Genomic DNA, 19760 nt, shown 5'->3' with positions numbered 1-19760 from the left:
TCACCGCTCGATCAGCGCAATGCGCTTGTTGTACCAGTTCATCAGCAGGGAAATGCTGATACTGATCGCCAGGTACACACTCATGGTGATGGCAATGACTTCGATGGCCTGCCCAGTCTGGTTCAGCACCGTACCGGCGAATAGCGAGACCATTTCCGGGTAGCCGATACCGGCGGCCAGTGACGAGTTCTTCGCCAGGTTCAGGTATTGGCTGGTCAGCGGTGGAATGATCACGCGCAGGGCTTGCGGGATGATCACTTTGCGCAGCGTCGGACCATTGCGCAGGCCCAGGGAGCGCGCAGCTTCGGTCTGGCCATGGCTGACCGACCTGATCCCGGAGCGCACGATCTCGGCGATGAACGCGGCGGTGTACACCGTCAGAGCCAGGGTCAGGGCCAGCAGTTCAGGGATCAATACCCAGCCGCCGACGAAATTGAAGCCTTGAAGCTTAGGCATTTCCCAGTGCAGCGGAGCACCGAAAATCAGCGCACAGAGCGATGGGATCACGATGAACAGCGCCAGCCCGGCCCAGAACTTATGAAAGGGTACGCCGGTTTCTTCGAAGCGTCGGGTGGCCCAACGCGACATGAACACGATCGCGATGATGGCCAGCACCACACTGGCCACGAACGGCCAGAAACCTTCGGAGGCCAGTGCCGCCGGCATGTTCAGGCCACGGCTACTGACGAAGAAGGTATCGCCGAAGTTATGGCTATTGCGCGGCCCCGGCATGGTCAGAAATACCGCGAAGTACCAGAACAGGATCTGCAGCAAAGGTGGGATATTACGGAACACCTCGACATAGATTGTCGCCAGCTTGTTGATGATCCAGTTCGAAGACAGTCGCGCGATACCGATGATAAAGCCCAGCAGCGTCGCCAGGATCACACCGATAAAGGTCACAAGGAGGGTATTGAGCAGGCCGATGACAAAGACCCGCGAATAACTGTCCGCCTCGGTGTAGTCGATCAGGTGTTGAGCGATACCGAAACCGGCACTGCGCTCGAGAAAACCGAAACCCGAAGTGATGCCTCGGTGTTGCAAGTTGGTCTGGGTGTTGTAGAACAGGTACCAGCCCAAGGCGATCACCGCGACAACCGTGATGATCTGAAATAACCACGCACGCACTCGCGGATCGCTGAGGGTAAACCTCTGCTTTGGTGCGCCGATTTGATTTTGCATGTAGTGCCCCAGAAAAAACGGAACAGAAACATCGCCCGACGGTTAGTCCGCCGGGCGATAGATCAATCAGCGCACCGGTGGTGCGTATTGAATGCCGCCGTTGTTCCACAGGGCGTTCAAGCCACGGTCGATTTCCAGCGGGGTGCTCTTGCCGAGGTTCTTCTCGAAGATTTCGCCGTAGTTACCGACTTGCTTGACGATCTGCACGACCCAATCCTTGCGCAGCTTCAGGTCTTTGCCGTATTCACCGTCGGCCCCCAGCAGCCGGGCAACATCCGGGTTCTTGGTGGACTTGGCTTCAGCCTCGACGTTTTTCGACGTGATACCGGCTTCTTCGGTATTGAGCAGCGCATAGCCAACCCAACGAACGATGGCCAGCCACTCGTCGTCGCCGTTACGCACGACCGGCCCCAGAGGCTCCTTGGAAATGGTTTCCGGCAGAACCACGTAGTCCTTCGGCGAAGCCAGCTTACTGCGCTGGGCGAACAACTGGGATTTGTCGGAGGTCAGGACGTCGCAACGACCGGACTCGAGCGACTTGGCGCTTTCGTCGGAGGTGTCGAAGGTAATCGGGGTGTACTTCAGGCCATTGGCGCGGAAGTAGTCGGAAACGTTCAGCTCGGTAGTAGTACCGGCCTGAATACAGATGGTCGCGCCATCCAGTTCCTTGGCACTTTTCACGCCCAGTTTGTTGTTGGCCAAAAAGCCCACGCCATCGTAGTAAGTGACAAAGCCAGGAAACTTCAGGCCCATGCCCGCGTCACGGGAGCTGGTCATCGTGGTGTTACGCGACAGGATGTCGATTTCGCCGGACTGTAGCGCGGTGAAACGCTCCTTGGCGTTCAACTGGCTGAATTTGACCTTGGTCGCGTCACCGAATACCGCAGCAGCAACCGCACGGCAGACGTCAGCATCGATACCGAGGATTTTACCGGTGCCATCAGGCACCGAGAAACCTGGCAATCCGTCACTCACGCCGCACTGTACGAACCCCTTCTTTTGTACGGCATCGAGGGTGGCGCCCGCTTGGGCAAAACCGCTGGCACCGAGAACGACTGCTGCGGTCACGATTGCCAGGGTGGATTTCAACATCTTCATTCAAACCTCCAGTTTGCTCTTGTTGTGTCGGAGCTAGAGTCTTACCGCACCCTTATGAGGCGCTGTTGACCCGCGTTGGCTTATTTTTTGGGTCAAGTGGCAAAGAACTTGAGCTATGAGTCTAGAGGGGGAAAATCCCCCGGGGCACTCATTGCCCACCAATCGGTCGAGCGGGCTTGCGCCCTGCGTGTTCGCGAAGCCTTCCCGGCCATTGGCGAACGTCAATCTGAATCCGTTACCCGGATTTGTGCTATCCCACAGCGGGCGTTAGCCTGATAGTGTTACCGCCAGGCGAGAAAGCACACACTCGTGCCTGCCGTAGCAAAGCCCGTACCACAGTGGCGCTTATCGCGACTCTGCCATTGGTCAACCGAAAAACTTTCAAAGTTACGACATATTGTTAATAGATCAGCCATCGCGCACCACAATAACGCACCCAATCGGAGCGCACGCACACCCATGGAGCAGACATGACCGAGCCCTTGATCATCCACCCCGCCAAGCCCGCCGACGCCTGTGTTATCTGGCTTCACGGCCTGGGCGCGGACCGTTATGACTTCATGCCGGTGGCCGAGGCCCTGCAAGAGCGCCTGCTGAGTACCCGTTTCGTGCTACCCCAGGCGCCGACGCGTGCGGTGACGATCAACGGCGGCTACGCGATGCCCAGTTGGTACGACATCCGGGCTATGAGCCCAGCCCGCGCCATCAGCCACGAAGAGCTCGAAGCTTCCGCCGACACGGTCATCAAATTGATCGAAGACCAGCAAAAGGCGGGGATCGACCCGACGCGGATTTTCCTGGCCGGCTTTTCCCAGGGGGGCGCCGTGGTCCTGCATACCGCGTTTCTGAGGTGGAAAGGTGCCTTGGGTGGCGTACTCGCCCTGTCGACCTACGCCCCGACCTTCAGCGACACCCTGCAGCTTTCGGCCAGCCAGCAGCGGATTGCGGTGTACTGCCTGCACGGTTGTTATGACGAGGTGGTGCAGAACGCCATGGGTCGCACGGCGTATGAACACCTGAAACGCCTCGATGTCACCGTGAGATGGCAGGAGTACCCAATGGGGCACGAAGTGTTACCTGAGGAAATCAACGACATCGGCACCTGGCTGGCCGATCGTTTGCACTGATCGTTGTAACGCACTACGCCGCGCCCGATTCTTGCATTACACTGGCCGGCGTACATTCCTTAACCCATTGATGAGATGACCGTGCTCAAAGCACTCAAAAAAATATTCGGTAAAAGCGAGGCTGAGCAGCTCGCACCAGGTCCTAGCGCTCCCACCCCCAGCCCAGACAGCCGTACCGCCGGCCAACCGTCGAGGCGCTCCGAACCTGCCACCCAGCCGAAAGCCCAACCGGCAACCCCTCGCGTTGCACCCGAGCAAGCTGAAAAGCCACGTAACGAAAAGCCCAAAGCCGAGCAACCGCGCCGTGAGCGAGCGCCGAAACCGAAGCCTTTGCCATGGAAACTCGAAGACTTCGTCGTCGAGCCCCAGGAAGGCAAGACCCGCTTCCACGACTTCAAGCTGTCGCCGGAACTGATGCACGCTATCCAGGACTTGGGCTTTCCTTATTGCACGCCGATCCAGGCACAAGTGCTGGGCTACACCCTGGCTGGCAAGGACGCTATCGGGCGTGCCCAGACCGGTACCGGCAAGACCGCTGCCTTCCTGATCTCGATCATCACCCAACTGTTGCAGACTCCTCCGCCGAAAGAGCGCTACATGGGCGAGCCGCGAGCGCTGATCATCGCGCCCACCCGTGAGCTGGTGGTACAGATCGCCAAGGACGCCGCCGACCTGACCAAGTACACCGGCCTCAACGTCATGCAGTTCGTCGGCGGCATGGACTTCGACAAGCAGCTCAAACACCTCGAAGCCCGCCATTGCGACATCCTCGTTGCCACCCCAGGCCGGCTGCTGGATTTCAACCAGCGTGGCGAAGTGCACCTGGACATGGTCGAGGTGATGGTGTTGGATGAAGCCGATCGGATGCTCGACATGGGTTTCATCCCGCAGGTCCGGCAGATCATTCGCCAGACCCCACCGAAAAGCGAACGCCAGACCCTGCTGTTCTCCGCGACCTTCACCGAAGACGTGATGAACCTCGCCAAGCAGTGGACTACCGATCCGGCGATCGTCGAGATCGAATCGCAGAACGTCGCCAGCCAGAATGTCGAACAGCACATCTATGCCGTCGCCGGCGCCGACAAGTACAAGCTGCTGTACAACCTGGTCACCGACAACGGTTGGGAACGGGTCATGGTCTTCGCCAATCGCAAGGACGAAGTACGCCGTATCGAAGAACGCCTGGTACGTGATGGCGTCAATGCTGCGCAACTGTCCGGCGATGTGCCGCAGCACAAGCGCATCAAGACCCTGGAAGGTTTCCGTGAAGGCAAGATCCGCGTCCTGGTTGCCACCGATGTTGCCGGGCGCGGAATCCATATCGATGGTATCAGCCACGTGATCAACTTCACGCTGCCGGAGGTGCCGGATGATTATGTGCACCGCATCGGTCGGACCGGTCGTGCCGGAGCCGACGGGGTGTCCATCAGCTTCGCCGGGGAAGATGATTCCTACCAGTTGCCCTCGATCGAGGCCTTACTGGGGCGCAAGATCAGTTGCGAAACCCCACCGGCCGAACTGTTGCGCCCGGTGATTCGCCAACGCCCTTGAAACGACGCGCTCGGCGGTCCGTTTATTTCCAACGACCCGCCGCCGTCTGGTCGCTGGCGCGACCTTCGACCCAGCGCGGGCCATCGGCGGTGGTTTCCTTTTTCCAGAACGGTGCCTGGGTTTTCAGGTAGTCCATGACGAAATTGCAGGCATCGAACGCGGCCTGGCGATGGGCACTGGTCACCCCGACGAACACGATGGGTTCACCTGGCTCCAGGCTGCCGACCCGGTGCACCACTTCCAATCCAAGCAACGGCCAACGCTCCTGGGCCTGCACGACAATCTTGTTCAGGGCCCTTTCGGTCATCCCCGGATAATGCTCCAGAAACATCTGCGCCACTTCACGCCCGTCGTTGAAATCGCGGACATAGCCGACAAAGCTCACCACCGCACCGATCCCCAGATTGGCGGCGTGCAAGGCATTGACCTCCAACCCCGGATCGAACGCCTCTGTCTGCACTCGAATCGCCATCTCAGCCTCCGGTCACGGTAGGGAAAAACGCCACTTCATCGCCATCGAACAGCGCTTCATCGAGCTGGCAAAGGTCCTCATTGCGCGCGCACATCAGGTTCTGTTCGCCCAAAACCTGTGCGCCCTCGCGTGCGAGCAGCAGCCTGCGAACATCATCGACGGTGGCGAACTCTCCCTCCAGCGACAGCTCCTCTACTCCGAGCGCTTCGCGGTAGCGGGCAAAGAACTTCACGACAATCTTCATGCCTTATCCGCCAGGTAGTGTCCGCTCTTGCCGCCGAGCTTTTCCAAGAGCCGCACACTGTCGATGGTCATGCCACGATCCACCGCCTTGCACATATCGTAAATCGTCAACGCCGCCACACTCGCTGCCGTCAGCGCCTCCATTTCCACCCCGGTCTGCCCGGACAACTTGCAGCGCGCGACGATACGCACGGCATCCGCACCGTCGGCGCTCAGCTCGACCTTGACACTGGTGAGCATCAGCGGATGACACAAGGGAATTAGCTCGGAGGTTTTCTTCGCCGCCTGGATACCGGCAATTCGCGCCACCGCGAACACATCGCCCTTGGGGTGGCCGCCGTTGACGATCATTTGCAGGGTCTCGGGCAACATCCGCACGCGGGCCTGAGCCACCGCCTCGCGGAAGGTCACGGCCTTGTCGGTGACGTCGACCATGTTGGCGCGACCTTGGGAATCGAGATGAGTCAGCACAGCGATACTCCTGATCAGGAGCGTCGATTGTAAACCTGCGGGTCAGCTTTGCCCACGCCTGATCAAGTGGCCTGTCGGCCGCCCCTCAAGGTAGTTCCTGACGGACAAAAAACCGGGCGGTATCAGCCGCCCGGATCAGGATTACAGGTGGGATTCGGCGTATTCGGCCAGGATCGAGCGCGGCACGCCCTGCAGGGTGATGTGCACACCGTTCGGGAAATCCTTGAAACGTTCGGTCAGGTAGGTCAGCCCGGAACTGGTCGCGGACAGATAAGGGGTGTCGATCTGTGCCAGGTTGCCCAGGCACACCACTTTGGAACCGGCGCCGGCACGGGTGATGATGGTCTTCATCTGGTGCGGCGTGAGGTTCTGGCATTCATCGATCAGGATCAGGCTTTGCTGGAAGCTGCGGCCTCGAATGTAGTTGAGGGATTTGAACTGCAAAGGCACCTTGCTGAGGATGTAGTCGACGCTGCCATGGGTGTTTTCGTCATCCATGTGCAAGGCTTCGAGGTTATCGGTAATGGCCCCCAGCCACGGCTCCATCTTCTCCGCCTCGGTGCCGGGCAGGAAGCCGATTTCCTGATCCAGGCCCTGCACGCTACGGGTTGCGATGATTCGCCGGTAGCGCTTGCTGACCATGGTCTGCTCGATGGCCGCCGCCAGGGCCAGGATGGTTTTCCCGGAACCGGCGGCGCCGGTCAGGTTGACCAGGTGGATATCCGGATCGAGCAACGCGAACAGCGCCAGGCTCTGGTAGATGTCACGCGGTTTCAGGCCCCAGGCCTCCTGGTGCAACAAGGGTTCCTGATGTAAATCGAGGATCAACAGCACATCGGCCCGAATCTCCTTGACCCAACCGACAAATCCTTGCTCATCGATGATGAACTCATTGACATGCACGGCCGGCAGGTTGTCAGTCATCTGCACCTGGTGCCAGGTTCGACCATGGTCCTGGCGCGTCTCGACCTTGCTGACACGGTCCCAGAAGGAGCCAACCACATTGTGGAAGCCCTTGGGCAACAGATCCACGTCATCGACCAACTGGTCAGTGCTGTAGTCCTCGGAAGCGATACCGCAGGCGCGCGCCTTGAGGCGCATGTTGATGTCTTTGGTCACCAGCACCAGGCGCAGGCCCTTGTCGCGCGCGTGCATGTCGACCAGTTGGTTGATGATGATGTTGTCGTTGAGGTTTTCCGGCAGCAGCACATTGGGTTCGCTGCGCTTGCTCATCAAAATCGACAGCAACCCCTTGGGCCCACTCTTGCCGCGCTGGATCGGCACACCCAGTTCGACATCCTCGGGGCTGGCGTCACCCAGGGTCTTGTCGATCAGGCGAATCGCCTGGCGACATTCGGAGGCCACGCTGTGATGGCCGCTCTTGAGTTTGTCGAGTTCCTCCAGGACGGTCATTGGGATGGCGACGTGGTGTTCTTCGAAATTGAGCAGCGCGTTTGGATCGTGGATCAGTACGTTGGTATCGAGCACGTAAAGGATTGGCTGGTTGGAAGAAGGAATGCGTCCGTGATCATCCATACTCGGTCACCTTTGTGGGAGCCAGTCGACGCGAGACCTTGACGGTATCGCGCCTCGAAGTGACCGCCGAATTCGCCTGGAGGGGACAGGCGCTCTGTGCACAAGGTAGGACCTTGGGAGACGCCACCTGTGTCGCAGGTTTCGGCGGTCTGACTCCGTAATACCGCAAAACCCGTGACAGGAAAAAGCACTTTGACGCTTTTTTGAAGTTTATTTTTCAGAGTGACGAATAGCCCTTGGCGAGCCGGCCCGACACCGTTAAAGTCATAAGTCCGCCTGCATCGAATTTTACAAGAAATTTCCTACAAGCCCCGCAAATACGGGCCTCTTGGGTTCCCTATCGAAACGCCTCATTACAGCCTTTCCAGCCCAGTCCGCTTTGTGCGGTCTGTTGGAGTAGCCAGGATAATGCGCCGAGAGCTTTGTCCTGAGTGTCATGGAAGACGATTACGCCACGGCGCCACAACAGCATCAGGGTCATCACCCGTTGGGCCGATTGTTCGGCGGTGAGCTTGCCGGTGGCGTCGAGCGAGTCGATATCCCACAACACCACCTGCAAGCCCAGGGATGTGAAGAACGCCCCGCTGTCCGCCTGACGCTGTCCGTAGGGCGGGCGGAACAGTGGCAGGTAGTTCTCCGGCAACACGCTTTGCGCCAGCACAGCGCTACGCTTGACCGAGTCCTGCCAATCCTGCCAATGGCCGTGGGAACGATACTGCCAACCCAGGATGCCCACGCATTGCCCGTTATAGAGATCGCGCGCGGCCATGATCGACGCCTTGTCCACCCGCGCCTGCAAGGCGCTACCCAGGACAAAGAACAGGCCATGCATTTTCTGCCGACGCAGGTAGCCGGTCAGTTGCTCGGTATGGCCTGCCAAAGCCCCCGGACCACCGTCGAAGGTCAGCAGGAACAGCCGGTCATTGAACGCCTCGCCGTTGCGCTCCGGCTCACCGAACAGGGCGATCTCGCTGCTGCTTTGGGGAAACAGCGCAGCCAGGCGCAGCAACTCGTCCAGGTAACGTTGGTGAAACGCCCGGCTCGGTTCGGCCCAGCGCGCATAAAAGGAATCCTCGGCCACCCGGAACTTGCCGGCCTGTTCCTTCAGACTGTCCATGTCCTCGACGTAATAACAGAACGAGGCATCCTGATCGCAGCTTTGCCGGGCGAAGTTGTAGTTTTCCAGCAAGCGCCGCCAGAGGCGTTCTCGTACACGATTGATCGACGTCAGATTGATCTGCTTAAGGCCCAGGCGCTGCTTGAGTGCCGACTCGTCGGTCATTTCGCTGATCAGCAGAGCGTGGGCGAAAGAGAGAATTTCCGCCCGCGAGGCGACATCGAACAACGCTGGGCTACTCAACGATTCGGGCCAGGTGCTGCGATCCAGGGTCACTGCGTCGTTCGGCGCGGCGACGGCACCGAAACAGGCCAGCAGGGCCCAGAGGAAAAGAGCGATACGCACAGAGGTGACTCCATTTCAGAACCCGCCGCACTATAGCCGATCTGCCGACCTGAGCCCCTTCGATGCTCGCTCGCCACGAAGGGGATAGCAACGCCGAGGCTATCGCCCTCATAGGTGGAGTAAAACCGCTCAAGCCCCTAGAATCCCCAAACGATTACAGGAGACGACTTCATGCTGATGGTGATTTCCCCCGCCAAGACCCTCGATTTCGAAACACCGCCGGTGACCAAACAGTTCACTCAGCCGCGGTACCTTGATCACTCCCAGGAGTTGATCGAACAACTGCGCACCCTCAGTCCGGCACAGATCAGCGAGCTGATGCACGTTTCCGACAAGATCGGCGGCCTCAACGCCGCGCGCTTCGGTAGCTGGAATCCGCTCTTTACCCCAGACAACGCCAAGCAGGCGCTGCTGGCCTTCAAGGGCGACGTCTACACCGGCCTGCATGCCGAAGACTTCAGTGCCGCCGACTTTGACTTCGCTCAGACTCACTTGCGCATGCTTTCCGGTCTCTACGGTCTGCTGCGCCCGCTGGATCTGATGCAGCCCTATCGCCTGGAAATGGGCACCCAGCTGGCCAATGCCCGGGGCAAGGATCTCTATGCCTTCTGGGGCACGCGCATCAGCGAATGGCTCAATGAAGCCCTGGCCGAACAAGGCGACGATGTGCTACTGAACCTGGCCTCGAACGAGTACTTCTCGGCGGTGAAGCGCTCGGCCCTCAATGCGCGGATCATCAACAGCGAATTTCGCGATCAAAAGAACGGCCAATACAAGATCATCAGTTTTTATGCGAAAAAAGCCCGCGGCATGATGGCCCGCTTCGTGATCCAAGAACGCATCAAGAACCCCGACCAACTGAAGACATTCGACGAAGGAGGCTACCGATTTAGCACGGAGCTCTCCAGGCCCGACAACCTGGTGTTCCTGCGCGATCACGCGTCCGAATAACACCACCCAGGGGCTTGGGTGGCGAACTCTGCCAGTCTATTTCGGCAACACGGGCCCCTGGCCTGCGTTCTGCTCGCCATAGCGGGCGATGACTGCTTACGGCGCCTCGGCCATGAACCTGCGGCAGCCGAATTTGAGCCAACCAACTAACCGTACCGGCCACTCGTGGCGAGCGGCTTGCCCGCTCACCACTCAACATGTTTGTTACTGCGCACCTATTCGGGGCACTATACGCGATGTGTAATCACCGATAATCCCACCGGATCATTTCTCCCGCCGCACCAAAAAAACAATTACTTGACGCCAACAAATCGACTGCAACAGCCATGAAAATTCTTTCATTCGACATTCCGATTTTTTTTGCGTAGTGGCACCTAAAAATTTTTCCCATAATGGCATACAACCATCCAGGTACTTTTCATCCCCGTAACTAAAGGGCGAAACGGAAAGTGCTATCAATATGAAAGCAGTGCCATCTTTCACAATATTTCAAAAAATTTCGAAAATAAGATGAGCGGACAGGAACTTATGTTCCAAAGTATTGCTCATACCACCCGTAACGATTCTTGGCGATTTTGTAAGAGATGACTTACGCGGAGCAGGATTGGACGTTTAAGCCGCAATCACCGGCTTACAATTGCACTCCATCGTTTGAACTCAATCAAAAGGACAGGAGATACACAGCAACAATATCCCCTGTGCAGGCCAAGGTCGGCCCTCAGACAAAGCACGTGCAAGTGACTTATAACTTGTTGATTAACAAGGCCCCAGCGCAGGCGCAACAAGATTGCAAGCACACTGGCAGGGGGCTTTTTCAATGAAGGCCGGCGACATTAAAGGGCATGTCCCCATAACAAGACCGAGTTACGCACAATTTGAGTGCAATTATTTAGCCACTCGATATTTATATGCACAAACTTGGAGACTGACTTCACTTTGTCACACTTCGAGCGCAGTACGATCATTGGCGAAATTAACTCCGGCCATTTAATGGCATGATTAAGATAGAGGTAAATGCGATGCGCATTAGCATATTTGGTTTGGGCTACGTCGGTGCAGTGTGTGCCGGTTGCCTGTCTGCACGAGGCCATGATGTCGTTGGCGTTGATATTTCCAAAGACAAGATCGACCTGATCAACAACGGCAAATCGCCGATTGTCGAGCCGGGACTTGAAGCCTTGTTGGCGCAAGGTATTTCCAGCGGTCGGCTGCGGGGCACCACTGACTTTGCCGAGGCAATTCGCGCCACCGACTTGTCAATGCTGTGCGTGGGCACTCCCAGCAAGAAGAACGGTGACTTGGAACTTAACTACATCGAATCGGTATGCCGCGAAATCGGTTTTGTCCTGCGTGACAAGACCACCCGCCACACCATCGTTGTGCGCAGCACCGTACTGCCGGGCACGGTGAAGAACGTGGTGATCCCGATCCTCGAAGACTGCTCGGGCAAAAAGGCCGGCGTCGACTTCGGGGTCGCGGTCAACCCTGAGTTCCTGCGCGAAAGCACCGCGATCAAGGACTACGACTTCCCGCCGATGACCGTCATAGGCGAATTCGACAGCGCTTCGGGCGACGTCCTCCAGGCCCTCTACGAAGAACTCGACGCGCCGATCATCCGCAAGGACATCGAAGTGGCCGAGATGATCAAATACACCTGCAACGTCTGGCACGCCACCAAGGTCACCTTCGCCAACGAAATCGGCAACATTGCCAAAGCCGTCGGCGTCGACGGGCGCGTGGTGATGGATGTGGTCTGCCAGGACAAAACCCTCAATCTGTCTCAGTACTACATGCGTCCGGGCTTCGCCTTCGGCGGTTCCTGCCTGCCCAAGGATGTCCGCGCCCTGACCTACCGCGCCGGCGCCCTGGACGTCGAATCGCCCCTGCTCAACTCGCTGATGCGCAGCAACGAGAGCCAGGTGCAGAACGCCTTCGACATCGTCGCCAGCCATGACAAGCGCAAGGTCGCGCTGCTCGGCCTGAGCTTCAAGGCCGGCACCGACGACTTGCGCGAAAGCCCACTGGTGGAATTGGCGGAAATGCTCATCGGCAAGGGCTTCGACTTGAGCATCTACGACAAGAACGTCGAGTACGCCCGTGTCCACGGCGCGAACAAGGACTACATCGAATCGAAGATTCCCCACGTGTCGTCCCTGCTCAACGCCGACTTCGACTCGGTAATCGATAACAGTGACGTGATCATTCTCGGCAACCGTGATGAGAAGTTCCGCGCCCTGGCGGAGAACGCCCCGCACGGCAAACAGGTCATCGACTTGGTCGGCTTCATGTCTCAGGCCACCAGTGCCAGTGGCCGGACCGAAGGTATCTGCTGGTAAATCAGCCGTTCGCCCCTGGATCGCTCCGGGGGCGGACCTTACGCCTGCCTTAACCCCACCGGGCTGCCTGCCAGGCTCGCCCGAGATAGAGACGGACGCAGATTATGCACAGGCTAAAGCACGGCCTCCTTCAGGCCGCCGGTTGGCTGTTCTACTTGAGTTTGCTGTTGGGCCTGGCTACGTTGCTGCCCCCCTCGACCTTCGACGCCGAATCCAAGGACTTCATCTTCCTGATCGGCGCAGTGGGCATTTGGCGCTACTCCATGGGCGCGACCCACTTCGTGCGCGGGATGATCTTCCTCTACATCGTTTACCCGCACCTGCGGCGCAAACTGCGCAAGTTGGGCAAGGCCACGGACCCGTCCCAGGTGTTCCTGATGGTCACCAGCTTTCGCATCGACGCTCTGACCACCGCCCAGGTCTACAGCTCAGTAATTCGCGAGGCCATCGACTGCGGCTTCCCGACCACCGTGGTCTGTTCCCTGGTGGAAATGTCCGATGAATTGCTGGTCAAGAGTCTCTGGAAAAAAATGAACCCCCCTGGACGAGTCAAGCTCGACTTCGTCCGTATCGCCGGCACCGGTAAGCGCGATGGCCTGGCCTTCGGGTTTCGGGCGATCTCCCGACACCTGCCGGACCAGCGAGCGGTGGTCGCGGTTATCGACGGCGACACCGTACTCAGCGAAGGCGTTGTGCGCAAAACCGTGCCCTGGTTCCAGTTGTTCGGCAATGTCGGCGGCTTGACCACCAACGAATTCTGCGAAGTACGTGGCGGTTACATCATGAGCGAATGGCACAAGCTGCGCTTCGCCCAGCGCCATATCAACATGTGCTCCATGGCCCTATCCCAGCGCGTACTGACCATGACCGGGCGCATGTCGGTATTTCGTGCCAGCGTAGTCACCGATCCGGGCTTTATCGCCGACGTCGAAAGCGACTCGCTGCAACACTGGCGCCTGGGCCGCTTCAAGTTCCTCACCGGCGACGACAAGTCCAGTTGGTTCAGCCTGATGCGTCTGGGCTACGACACCTTCTACGTGCCCGACGCCGCGATCCACACCGTGGAACACCCGCCGGAAAAGAGCTTTATCAAATCCAGTCGCAAGTTGATGTACCGTTGGTACGGCAACAACCTGCGACAGAACTCTCGGGCGCTGGGCCTGGGGATCCGCCGCCTCGGCCTGTTCACCAGCGTCGTGCTGTTCGACCAGCGCGTCTCGATGTGGACCTCCTTGTTGGGACTGACCGTGGCACTGATCGCCAGCTTTAAGTACGGCATCGCCTTCATCCTCGCCTACCTCCTATGGATCGGCATCACCCGCCTGATCCTGACGATCCTCCTGGTCTGTTCGGGACACAGCATCGGTCCGGCCTACCCGGCGATTCTTTATTACAACCAAATCGTCGGAGCGCTGATGAAGATCTACGTGTTCTTCCGCCTCGACCGTCAATCCTGGACTCGCCAGGACACCAAATTGAGCCGCGACCTCGCCAGCTTTCAAGGTTGGTTCAACACCTGGTCGTCTCGGACCATGACCTTCTCCGCCGGCAGCATCTTCGTTGCCGTGCTGATGACAATGGTCTGACCCGACTCGCCTGAATTAGCTAACGGAGCTTTACCCATGAACTCGAAAGTCAACGCCAATGTCGTCCACGAATCCGAAGCCCAGCGCCAGCATGCCCGGGTGAAAATTCCCGCCAAGCTGCGATTCTTCGGCACCGAGGGCAAGCCGCTGGAAGCCCGGGTCCACGACCTGTCCGCCGGCGGCCTGAGTTTCAACTTGCCGCAGCAACAGACTCTGGCTCTCGGCGAGGTGTGCAAAGGGCGCCTGCAATTTGTCATCGACAACCTCGGCCTGGCCATGGACGTGGAGTTGCAGGTTCGCTCCTATGATCGCCAGAACGGTCGTGTCGGTTGCCAGTTCCAGAACCTGGAACAACAGGATATCGCCACCCTACGTCACCTGATCACCTCACATCTGGCCGGCGACATCGTCAGCATGGGCGACGTGCTCGCCACGCTGCAGCGCGACAACTTCACCAAGGCGCGCAAGAAAAAGGATGACGGCAGCGGCATGAGCGCGCTCGGCCGACTGCGCGCCGTGACCTTCAGCCTCGGCGTCTTCGTCGTCGGCCTCGCGGCCTTCGGCTTTGTCCTGAAGTCGGTCTATGGCATGTACTTCGTCAGCCACGCCCAGGCCGGCCTGGTCAGCGTACAAGGGATGAACGTCACCATGCCCCGCGACGGCACCGTGCAGAGCCTGATCAAAAATGATGGCATTGCCGCCAAGGGTGCCCCGCTGGCGACCTTCAGCACCAGCATGCTCGATGTGCTCAAGGGGCACCTGGACGAAGATCAATTACAGCCTGCGAAGGTCGAGGAGCTGTTCGGCAAGCAGATGACCGGCACCCTGACGTCGCCTTGCGACTGCACCGTTGCCCAGCAACTGGTCGCTAACGGTCAATACGCTAACAAGGGCGACGTGATCTTCCAACTGGTGCCCCGCAACAGCGTCGCTAACGTCGAGGCGCGGTTCTCCTATCGCCAGTTCGGCGAGGTGCGTCCGGGCACCCGCGTGAGCTTCCAGGTCGCCGGCGAAGATCAGGTCCGCCAGGGCAAGATCGTCAGCAGCACCAGCCTGAAAAGCGACGACCTGTCCTCGGATATCCGCGTCTTGATCAAGCCTGACGAACACCTCGACAGTACCCTTGCCGGCCGCCCGGTGGAAGTCAACAGCGACCGTGGACCGAACATGAACTGGTTGATCGACAAAGCCATGGCGGCTGGTCTGTAAGTAGAGGACATGCCCGTGACGACCTTACGAACCTTGCCGCTGACATTGGCCATGGCGATCAGCCTGGCCGGTTGCGCCGGCCTGCCCGACCAGCGCCTGGCCAATGAAGCGCTCAAGCGCGGCGATACCGCCCTGGCCGAACAGAATTATCGCAAGTTGGCGGACCTGGGCTACAGCGACGCACAGGTCGGCCTGGCCGATATTCAGGTAGAAAGCCGCGATCCGGCCCAGATCAAACAGGCAGAGGCAACCTACCGCGCCGTCGCCGACACCTCGCCCCGTGCCCAGGCGCGCCTGGGTCGACTGTTGGTGGCCAAGCCCGGCGCGAGCGAAGCCGAACACCACGAAGCCGAAGGCCTGCTGGAAAAGGCCTTCGCCAACGGTGAAGGCAACACCCTGATCCCGCTGGCAATGCTCTACCTGCAATTCCCGCAGAGCTTTCCCAACGTCGATGCTCAGCGCCAGATCAACCAATGGCACAGCGCCGGCTATCCGGAAGCGGGCCTGGCCCAAGTCCTGCTCTACCGTACCCAGAACACCTACGACCAGCACCTCGATGAAGTGGAAAGGATCTGCAAGGCCGCGCTCAACAGCACGGATATCTGCTACGTCGAACTGGCGACCGTGTATCAGAAACGCGCCCAGCCAGACCAGCAGGCCGAATTGCTCAAGCAACTGCAGGCGGCGTACAGCCGAGGTACTGTCGGCGCCCAGCGGATGGACAGCGTAGCCCGCGTACTCAGCGACTCGAGTCTCGGCCAACCGGATACGAAAACCGCGCAGGCGATGCTCGAACAGATCGCCCCCGGCTACCCGGCATCCTGGGTCAGCCTGGCGCAACTGCTCTACGACTTCCCCGACCTGGGCGATGTCGACCGGATGATGGAGTATCTGAACAACGGCCGTGCGGCCGACCAGCCCCGCGCCGAACTGCTGCTGGGCAAACTCTACTACGAAGGCAAGTGGGTACCGGCGGATGCCAGGCAGGCCGAGGCGCACTTTCAGAAAGCCCTCGGCAAGGAAGTCGCCGCCGATTACTACCTGGGGCAGATCTATCGTCGAGGCTACCTCGACCAGGTCTATCCGAAAAAGGCCCTGGACCACCTGCTCAAGGCGGCCCGCAACGGCCAGAACAGCGCCGACTTCGCCCTCGCCCAGATGTTTTCCCAGGGCCGTGGGACCAAGCCCGATCCGCTCAACGCCTACGTTTTCAGCCAACTGGCCAAGCTCCAGGACACACCGCAAGCCAATGAGTTGGCCCAACAACTCGACGAACAACTGCCGCCCGCACAGCGCGCCGATGCCCAGCGCCTGCTGCAACAGGAACAGCGCCTGCGCGGGACCCTGAGCCCCCGCACGCTGGACCTGCAACAAGCCCTGCAAGAAGGCGACAGCGAGGAAAAGACCCTATGACATTCAACCCTTTCGTGAAGGCCGGTATCGGCCAGCGCTTTGCCCTGGTCGGCTTCACCCTGATCTGGTCTACCGCGAGCCTGGCCGCGATCACCGATACCCAGAACTTCGGCCTCGAAGTGAAAATCACCGGTCAATCGGAAAACGACCGCGACCTCGGGACCCTCAAGGGCGGTGATGCCAATGGCGTCGGCCTCGACCTGCGCCCATGGGCCTACGGTGAACGCGGCAACTGGAGCGCCTACGTCATGGGCCAGGCCGTGACCGCCACCGATATCATTGAGACCGACACCCTGCAGCAGTCCGATGGCAGCCAGGAAACCTCGAGCAACGATGCGCGCAAGCCGGACAAGAGCTACCTGGCCCTGCGTGAATTCTGGGTCGGCTACAAAGGTCTGACGCCCTATCCGGGCGAGATTCTCAAGTTCGGTCGTCAACGCCTGCGTAACGATGACGGGCAATGGCGCGACACCAATATCGAAGCGCTGAACTGGACCTTCGACACCACCCTGCTGCGCGCCAACCTGGGCACCGCCGAGCGCTTCAGCGACTACCGCACCGACCTCACGGAACTGGCGCCCAAGGACAAGGACCGCCTGCATGTCTATGGCGACGTCGCCTACCAGTGGACCCCAGGACAATGGGTCGGCGTGCGCGCTCACCACACCCACGACGACGGCAAGCTCGACTACCCGACCCCAGGTGAGGCCGCCGATCCGCTGGACAAGAAGGAAAACGGCGACCTGACCTGGCTCGGCCTGGAGGCCAACAGCGACGCCTATAACTGGCGCAATACCAATACCGTCAACTACTGGGCCAGCCTGACCGGCATGAGCGGCAATCGCGACAGCGTTAATGCGCTCAACGCCGACAACACGCGCCCGGTCGACGCCAAGCACAGCGACAACATCAACGGCTGGGCCACCGACCTCGGTGTGCGCCTGCGCCTCGATCCCAACTGGCAGGTCGGCGCCGCCTATGCCCGTGCCAGTGAGGACTACGAGCAGAATGGCCTGGAAAGCAACCGTTCGAATTTCACCGGCACCCGCTCGCGCACCCACCGCTTCGGAGAAGCCTTCCGTGGCGAACTGAACAACCTGCAGACCGCCACCCTGTTCGGTTCCTGGCAGTTACGCGAGGACTACGACGCCAGCCTGGTCTACCACAAGTTCTGGCGCGTCGACGGTAACAAGGACGTCGGCAGCAACGGTATCAACGCCGTACAGAACAACTACGACGACGCCACCGGTGCCCTGCTTTCCAGTGCCTCGCTGCCACTGCGCGACGGCGAGAAGGACATGGGCCAGGAGATTGATCTGGTGGTCACCAAATACTTCAAGCAGGGCCTGCTGCCGGCAGCGCTCAGCCAATCCATCGATGAACCCTCGGCGCTGGTGCGCTTTCGCGGCGGCGTGTTCAAGCCGGGCGATGCCTACGGCAACAATGTCGATTCCTATATGCACCGCGCGTTCATTGACGTGATCTGGCGCTTCTGATGCAGCTCGCGAAGGGAGTGTCCGAGATGAACCATATCGCCACGCAAGGGCCGCTCAGTGTCTTGGCCGTAGCCCTGCTGCTGGCCAGCAGCGCTGCCTTCGGCAATGTCGAGCCGCCGCTCGCCAAGACGGAGCGCCCGCCGATCCTTGCCAAGGAACTGCAACAGGCCAAGACCTATACCGTCAGCAGCGCGCCGACCGCACCGCTGCACCTGGAGAAACCGAAACTGCCGGACCTCAGTGGCTACACCGCCGAGGCAGCGGCGGCGAAGATCGTGCGCAGCAAGCCGGGCAAGATCAGTGTGCGTCGGATGATGCAGGAAGACGCCCTGAAAGACTTTATCGGCGGCGACAACAAGATGGCCGAATGGGTGGTCCGTCAACACGGCATTCCCCAGGCGATCTTCGTCGACGACGGTTATATCAACCTCAAGGACCTGAGCAAGAAGCTGCCGAAGAACTACATCAGCGAAACCTCGCCAGGGGTGTTCCTCGCCAGGCTGCCGATCGTCGTCGGGCGCAAGGGTATTCTCGAAATCGACCGGCAAACCAAAGAACTGCGGCTGTCCCAGGAACGCGGCTCGTTTCTGGTCAACGACGGGCAATTGTTCATTCGCGATACCAAGATCACAGGCTGGCGCGAAGCGGACAACGCTCCCGCCACCTTCCGCTCGCCCAACGAGTTCCGTCCGTTTCTGCTCGCCTGGGGCGGCACCGAGACCTATATCGTCGACAGCCAGATGGCCAGCTTCGGCTACGCCAACAGTAAATCCTACGGCGTGAGTATTTCCCAATACACGCCAAACATGGCCAAGGTCCTCAAGCGGCCCGAACCGACCGGTTGGATCATCGGCTCACAGTTTTCGGACATGTGGTACGGCTTCTACTGTTACGAGACCCGCGACTTCGTGATCAAGGGCAATACCTACCGCGACAACATCGTCTACGGCATCGACCCCCACGACCGTTCGCACCGGCTGATCATCGCCGACAACACCGTCCACGGGACTAAGAAGAAGCACGGCATCATCATTTCCCGAGAAGTGAACGACAGCTTCATCTTCAACAACCGCAGCTATGACAACCACCTCTCGGGCCTGGTGATCGACCGTAACAGCATCAACAACCTGATCGCCTACAACGAGATCTATAAGAATCACACCGACGGCATCACCCTCTACGAGAGTGCCGACAACCTGATCTACGGCAACAAAGTGATCAGCAACAAACGCCACGGTATCCGTATCCGCAACAGCGTGAACATCCGCCTGTACGAGAACCTCGCCCTGGCCAACGGCCTGACCGGCGTCTACGGCCACATCAAGGACCTGAGCGACACCGACCGCGACATCAAGCTCGATCCGTTCGACGCCGAGGTGTCGCTGATCGTGGTCGGTGGCGAACTGGCCGGCAACGGCAGCGGCCCGCTGTCCATCGACTCGCCCTTGAGTGTCGAGCTGTACCGGGTGTCCATGCTCGCCCCGGCGAAGAACAGCGGTATCAGTTTCAATGGGATTCTCGGCGATCACCAGGACCAGATTCTCGACCTGCTGGTGCGCCAGCAGAAAGCCGTGCTGATCGACCCGGTCGAACGCCAGACCCAATTGCGTGATTGAGGATGACCTTT

The 19760-nt window shown here is 59.5% G+C and carries 16 protein-coding genes; 9 read left to right on the top strand and 7 right to left on the bottom strand.

The window, feature by feature from the left end; all coding sequences use genetic code 11:
• The gene (locus AWM79_RS03650; protein WP_060782174.1) at nucleotides 1–1182 is read right to left on the bottom strand and encodes an amino acid ABC transporter permease; all 1182 of its coding nucleotides are present in this window, start codon (nucleotides 1180–1182) and stop codon (nucleotides 1–3) included.
• Between the two features lie 66 nt (nucleotides 1183–1248).
• Nucleotides 1249–2280, bottom strand: a complete 1032-nt coding sequence (locus tag AWM79_RS03645) for an amino acid ABC transporter substrate-binding protein (RefSeq protein WP_060782173.1) — start codon at nucleotides 2278–2280, stop codon at nucleotides 1249–1251.
• Between the two features lie 470 nt (nucleotides 2281–2750).
• Here AWM79_RS03645 and AWM79_RS03640 point away from each other — a divergent pair, with 470 nt between their 5' ends.
• A complete protein-coding gene (locus tag AWM79_RS03640) occupies nucleotides 2751–3407 on the top strand; it encodes an alpha/beta hydrolase (RefSeq protein WP_017130759.1) in 657 nt (218 codons plus the stop codon).
• 75 nt (nucleotides 3408–3482) lie between these two features.
• A complete protein-coding gene (rhlB, locus tag AWM79_RS03635; RefSeq protein WP_060782172.1) occupies nucleotides 3483–4958 on the top strand; it encodes an ATP-dependent RNA helicase RhlB in 1476 nt (491 codons plus the stop codon).
• 22 nt (nucleotides 4959–4980) lie between these two features.
• Here the strand turns inward: rhlB and moaE are convergent, their stop codons facing one another.
• The 5 genes from moaE to AWM79_RS03610 form a co-directional block, all read right to left on the bottom strand.
• The gene (moaE, locus tag AWM79_RS03630; protein ID WP_060782171.1) at nucleotides 4981–5430 is read right to left on the bottom strand and encodes a molybdopterin synthase catalytic subunit MoaE; all 450 of its coding nucleotides are present in this window, start codon (nucleotides 5428–5430) and stop codon (nucleotides 4981–4983) included.
• A 1-nt stretch (nucleotide 5431) separates the two neighbouring features.
• Nucleotides 5432–5674 carry a MoaD/ThiS family protein gene (locus AWM79_RS03625; RefSeq protein WP_017130756.1) on the bottom strand — a complete coding sequence of 81 codons (243 nt, stop codon included), beginning with the start codon at nucleotides 5672–5674 and terminating at the stop codon, nucleotides 5432–5434.
• Entirely contained in the window at nucleotides 5671–6144 is a 474-nt protein-coding gene (moaC, locus tag AWM79_RS03620; protein ID WP_017130755.1) for a cyclic pyranopterin monophosphate synthase MoaC, read from the bottom strand. Before moaC ends, AWM79_RS03625 begins: the two co-directional genes overlap by 4 nt.
• 141 nt (nucleotides 6145–6285) lie before the next feature.
• The gene (locus AWM79_RS03615) at nucleotides 6286–7680 is read right to left on the bottom strand and encodes a PhoH family protein (RefSeq protein ID WP_017130754.1); all 1395 of its coding nucleotides are present in this window, start codon (nucleotides 7678–7680) and stop codon (nucleotides 6286–6288) included.
• Nucleotides 7681–8017: 337 nt separating this feature from the next.
• A complete protein-coding gene (locus AWM79_RS03610) occupies nucleotides 8018–9142 on the bottom strand; it encodes a polysaccharide deacetylase family protein (protein WP_017130753.1) in 1125 nt (374 codons plus the stop codon).
• A 171-nt stretch (nucleotides 9143–9313) separates the two neighbouring features.
• Here AWM79_RS03610 and yaaA point away from each other — a divergent pair, with 171 nt between their 5' ends.
• From yaaA to algG, 7 genes are all read left to right on the top strand, one after another.
• Complete coding sequence (gene yaaA, locus AWM79_RS03605) at nucleotides 9314–10093, top strand: peroxide stress protein YaaA (RefSeq protein ID WP_017130752.1); 780 nt, start codon at nucleotides 9314–9316, stop codon at nucleotides 10091–10093.
• A 1019-nt stretch (nucleotides 10094–11112) separates the two neighbouring features.
• A complete protein-coding gene (locus tag AWM79_RS03600; protein ID WP_017130751.1) occupies nucleotides 11113–12429 on the top strand; it encodes a nucleotide sugar dehydrogenase in 1317 nt (438 codons plus the stop codon).
• A 104-nt stretch (nucleotides 12430–12533) separates the two neighbouring features.
• Nucleotides 12534–14015, top strand: coding sequence for a mannuronan synthase (gene alg8 / locus AWM79_RS03595; protein WP_017130750.1), 1482 nt, complete (start codon nucleotides 12534–12536; stop codon nucleotides 14013–14015).
• 36 nt (nucleotides 14016–14051) lie between these two features.
• Nucleotides 14052–15224: an alginate biosynthesis protein Alg44 gene (locus tag AWM79_RS03590; protein WP_017130749.1), complete on the top strand. Its 1173-nt coding sequence runs from the start codon at nucleotides 14052–14054 to the stop codon at nucleotides 15222–15224.
• A 9-nt stretch (nucleotides 15225–15233) separates the two neighbouring features.
• Nucleotides 15234–16637: an alginate biosynthesis TPR repeat lipoprotein AlgK gene (gene algK, locus AWM79_RS03585; RefSeq protein WP_060782170.1), complete on the top strand. Its 1404-nt coding sequence runs from the start codon at nucleotides 15234–15236 to the stop codon at nucleotides 16635–16637.
• Nucleotides 16634–18133 (top strand): alginate export family protein, encoded by a 1500-nt coding sequence (locus tag AWM79_RS03580; protein WP_017130747.1) that lies wholly within the window; start codon nucleotides 16634–16636, stop codon nucleotides 18131–18133. The genes algK and AWM79_RS03580 overlap by 4 nt, the downstream gene beginning before the upstream one ends.
• Nucleotides 18133–19749: a mannuronan 5-epimerase AlgG gene (gene algG / locus AWM79_RS03575; protein ID WP_060782169.1), complete on the top strand. Its 1617-nt coding sequence runs from the start codon at nucleotides 18133–18135 to the stop codon at nucleotides 19747–19749. The genes AWM79_RS03580 and algG overlap by 1 nt, the downstream gene beginning before the upstream one ends.
• Nucleotides 19750–19760: the final 11 nt, after the last annotated feature.

This window comes from Pseudomonas agarici (assembly GCF_001543125.1).
GTDB lineage: Bacteria > Pseudomonadota > Gammaproteobacteria > Pseudomonadales > Pseudomonadaceae > Aquipseudomonas > Aquipseudomonas agarici.
The sequence above is the reverse complement of the archived record's forward strand: the minus strand, read 5'-3'. Positions and strand labels throughout refer to the sequence as shown.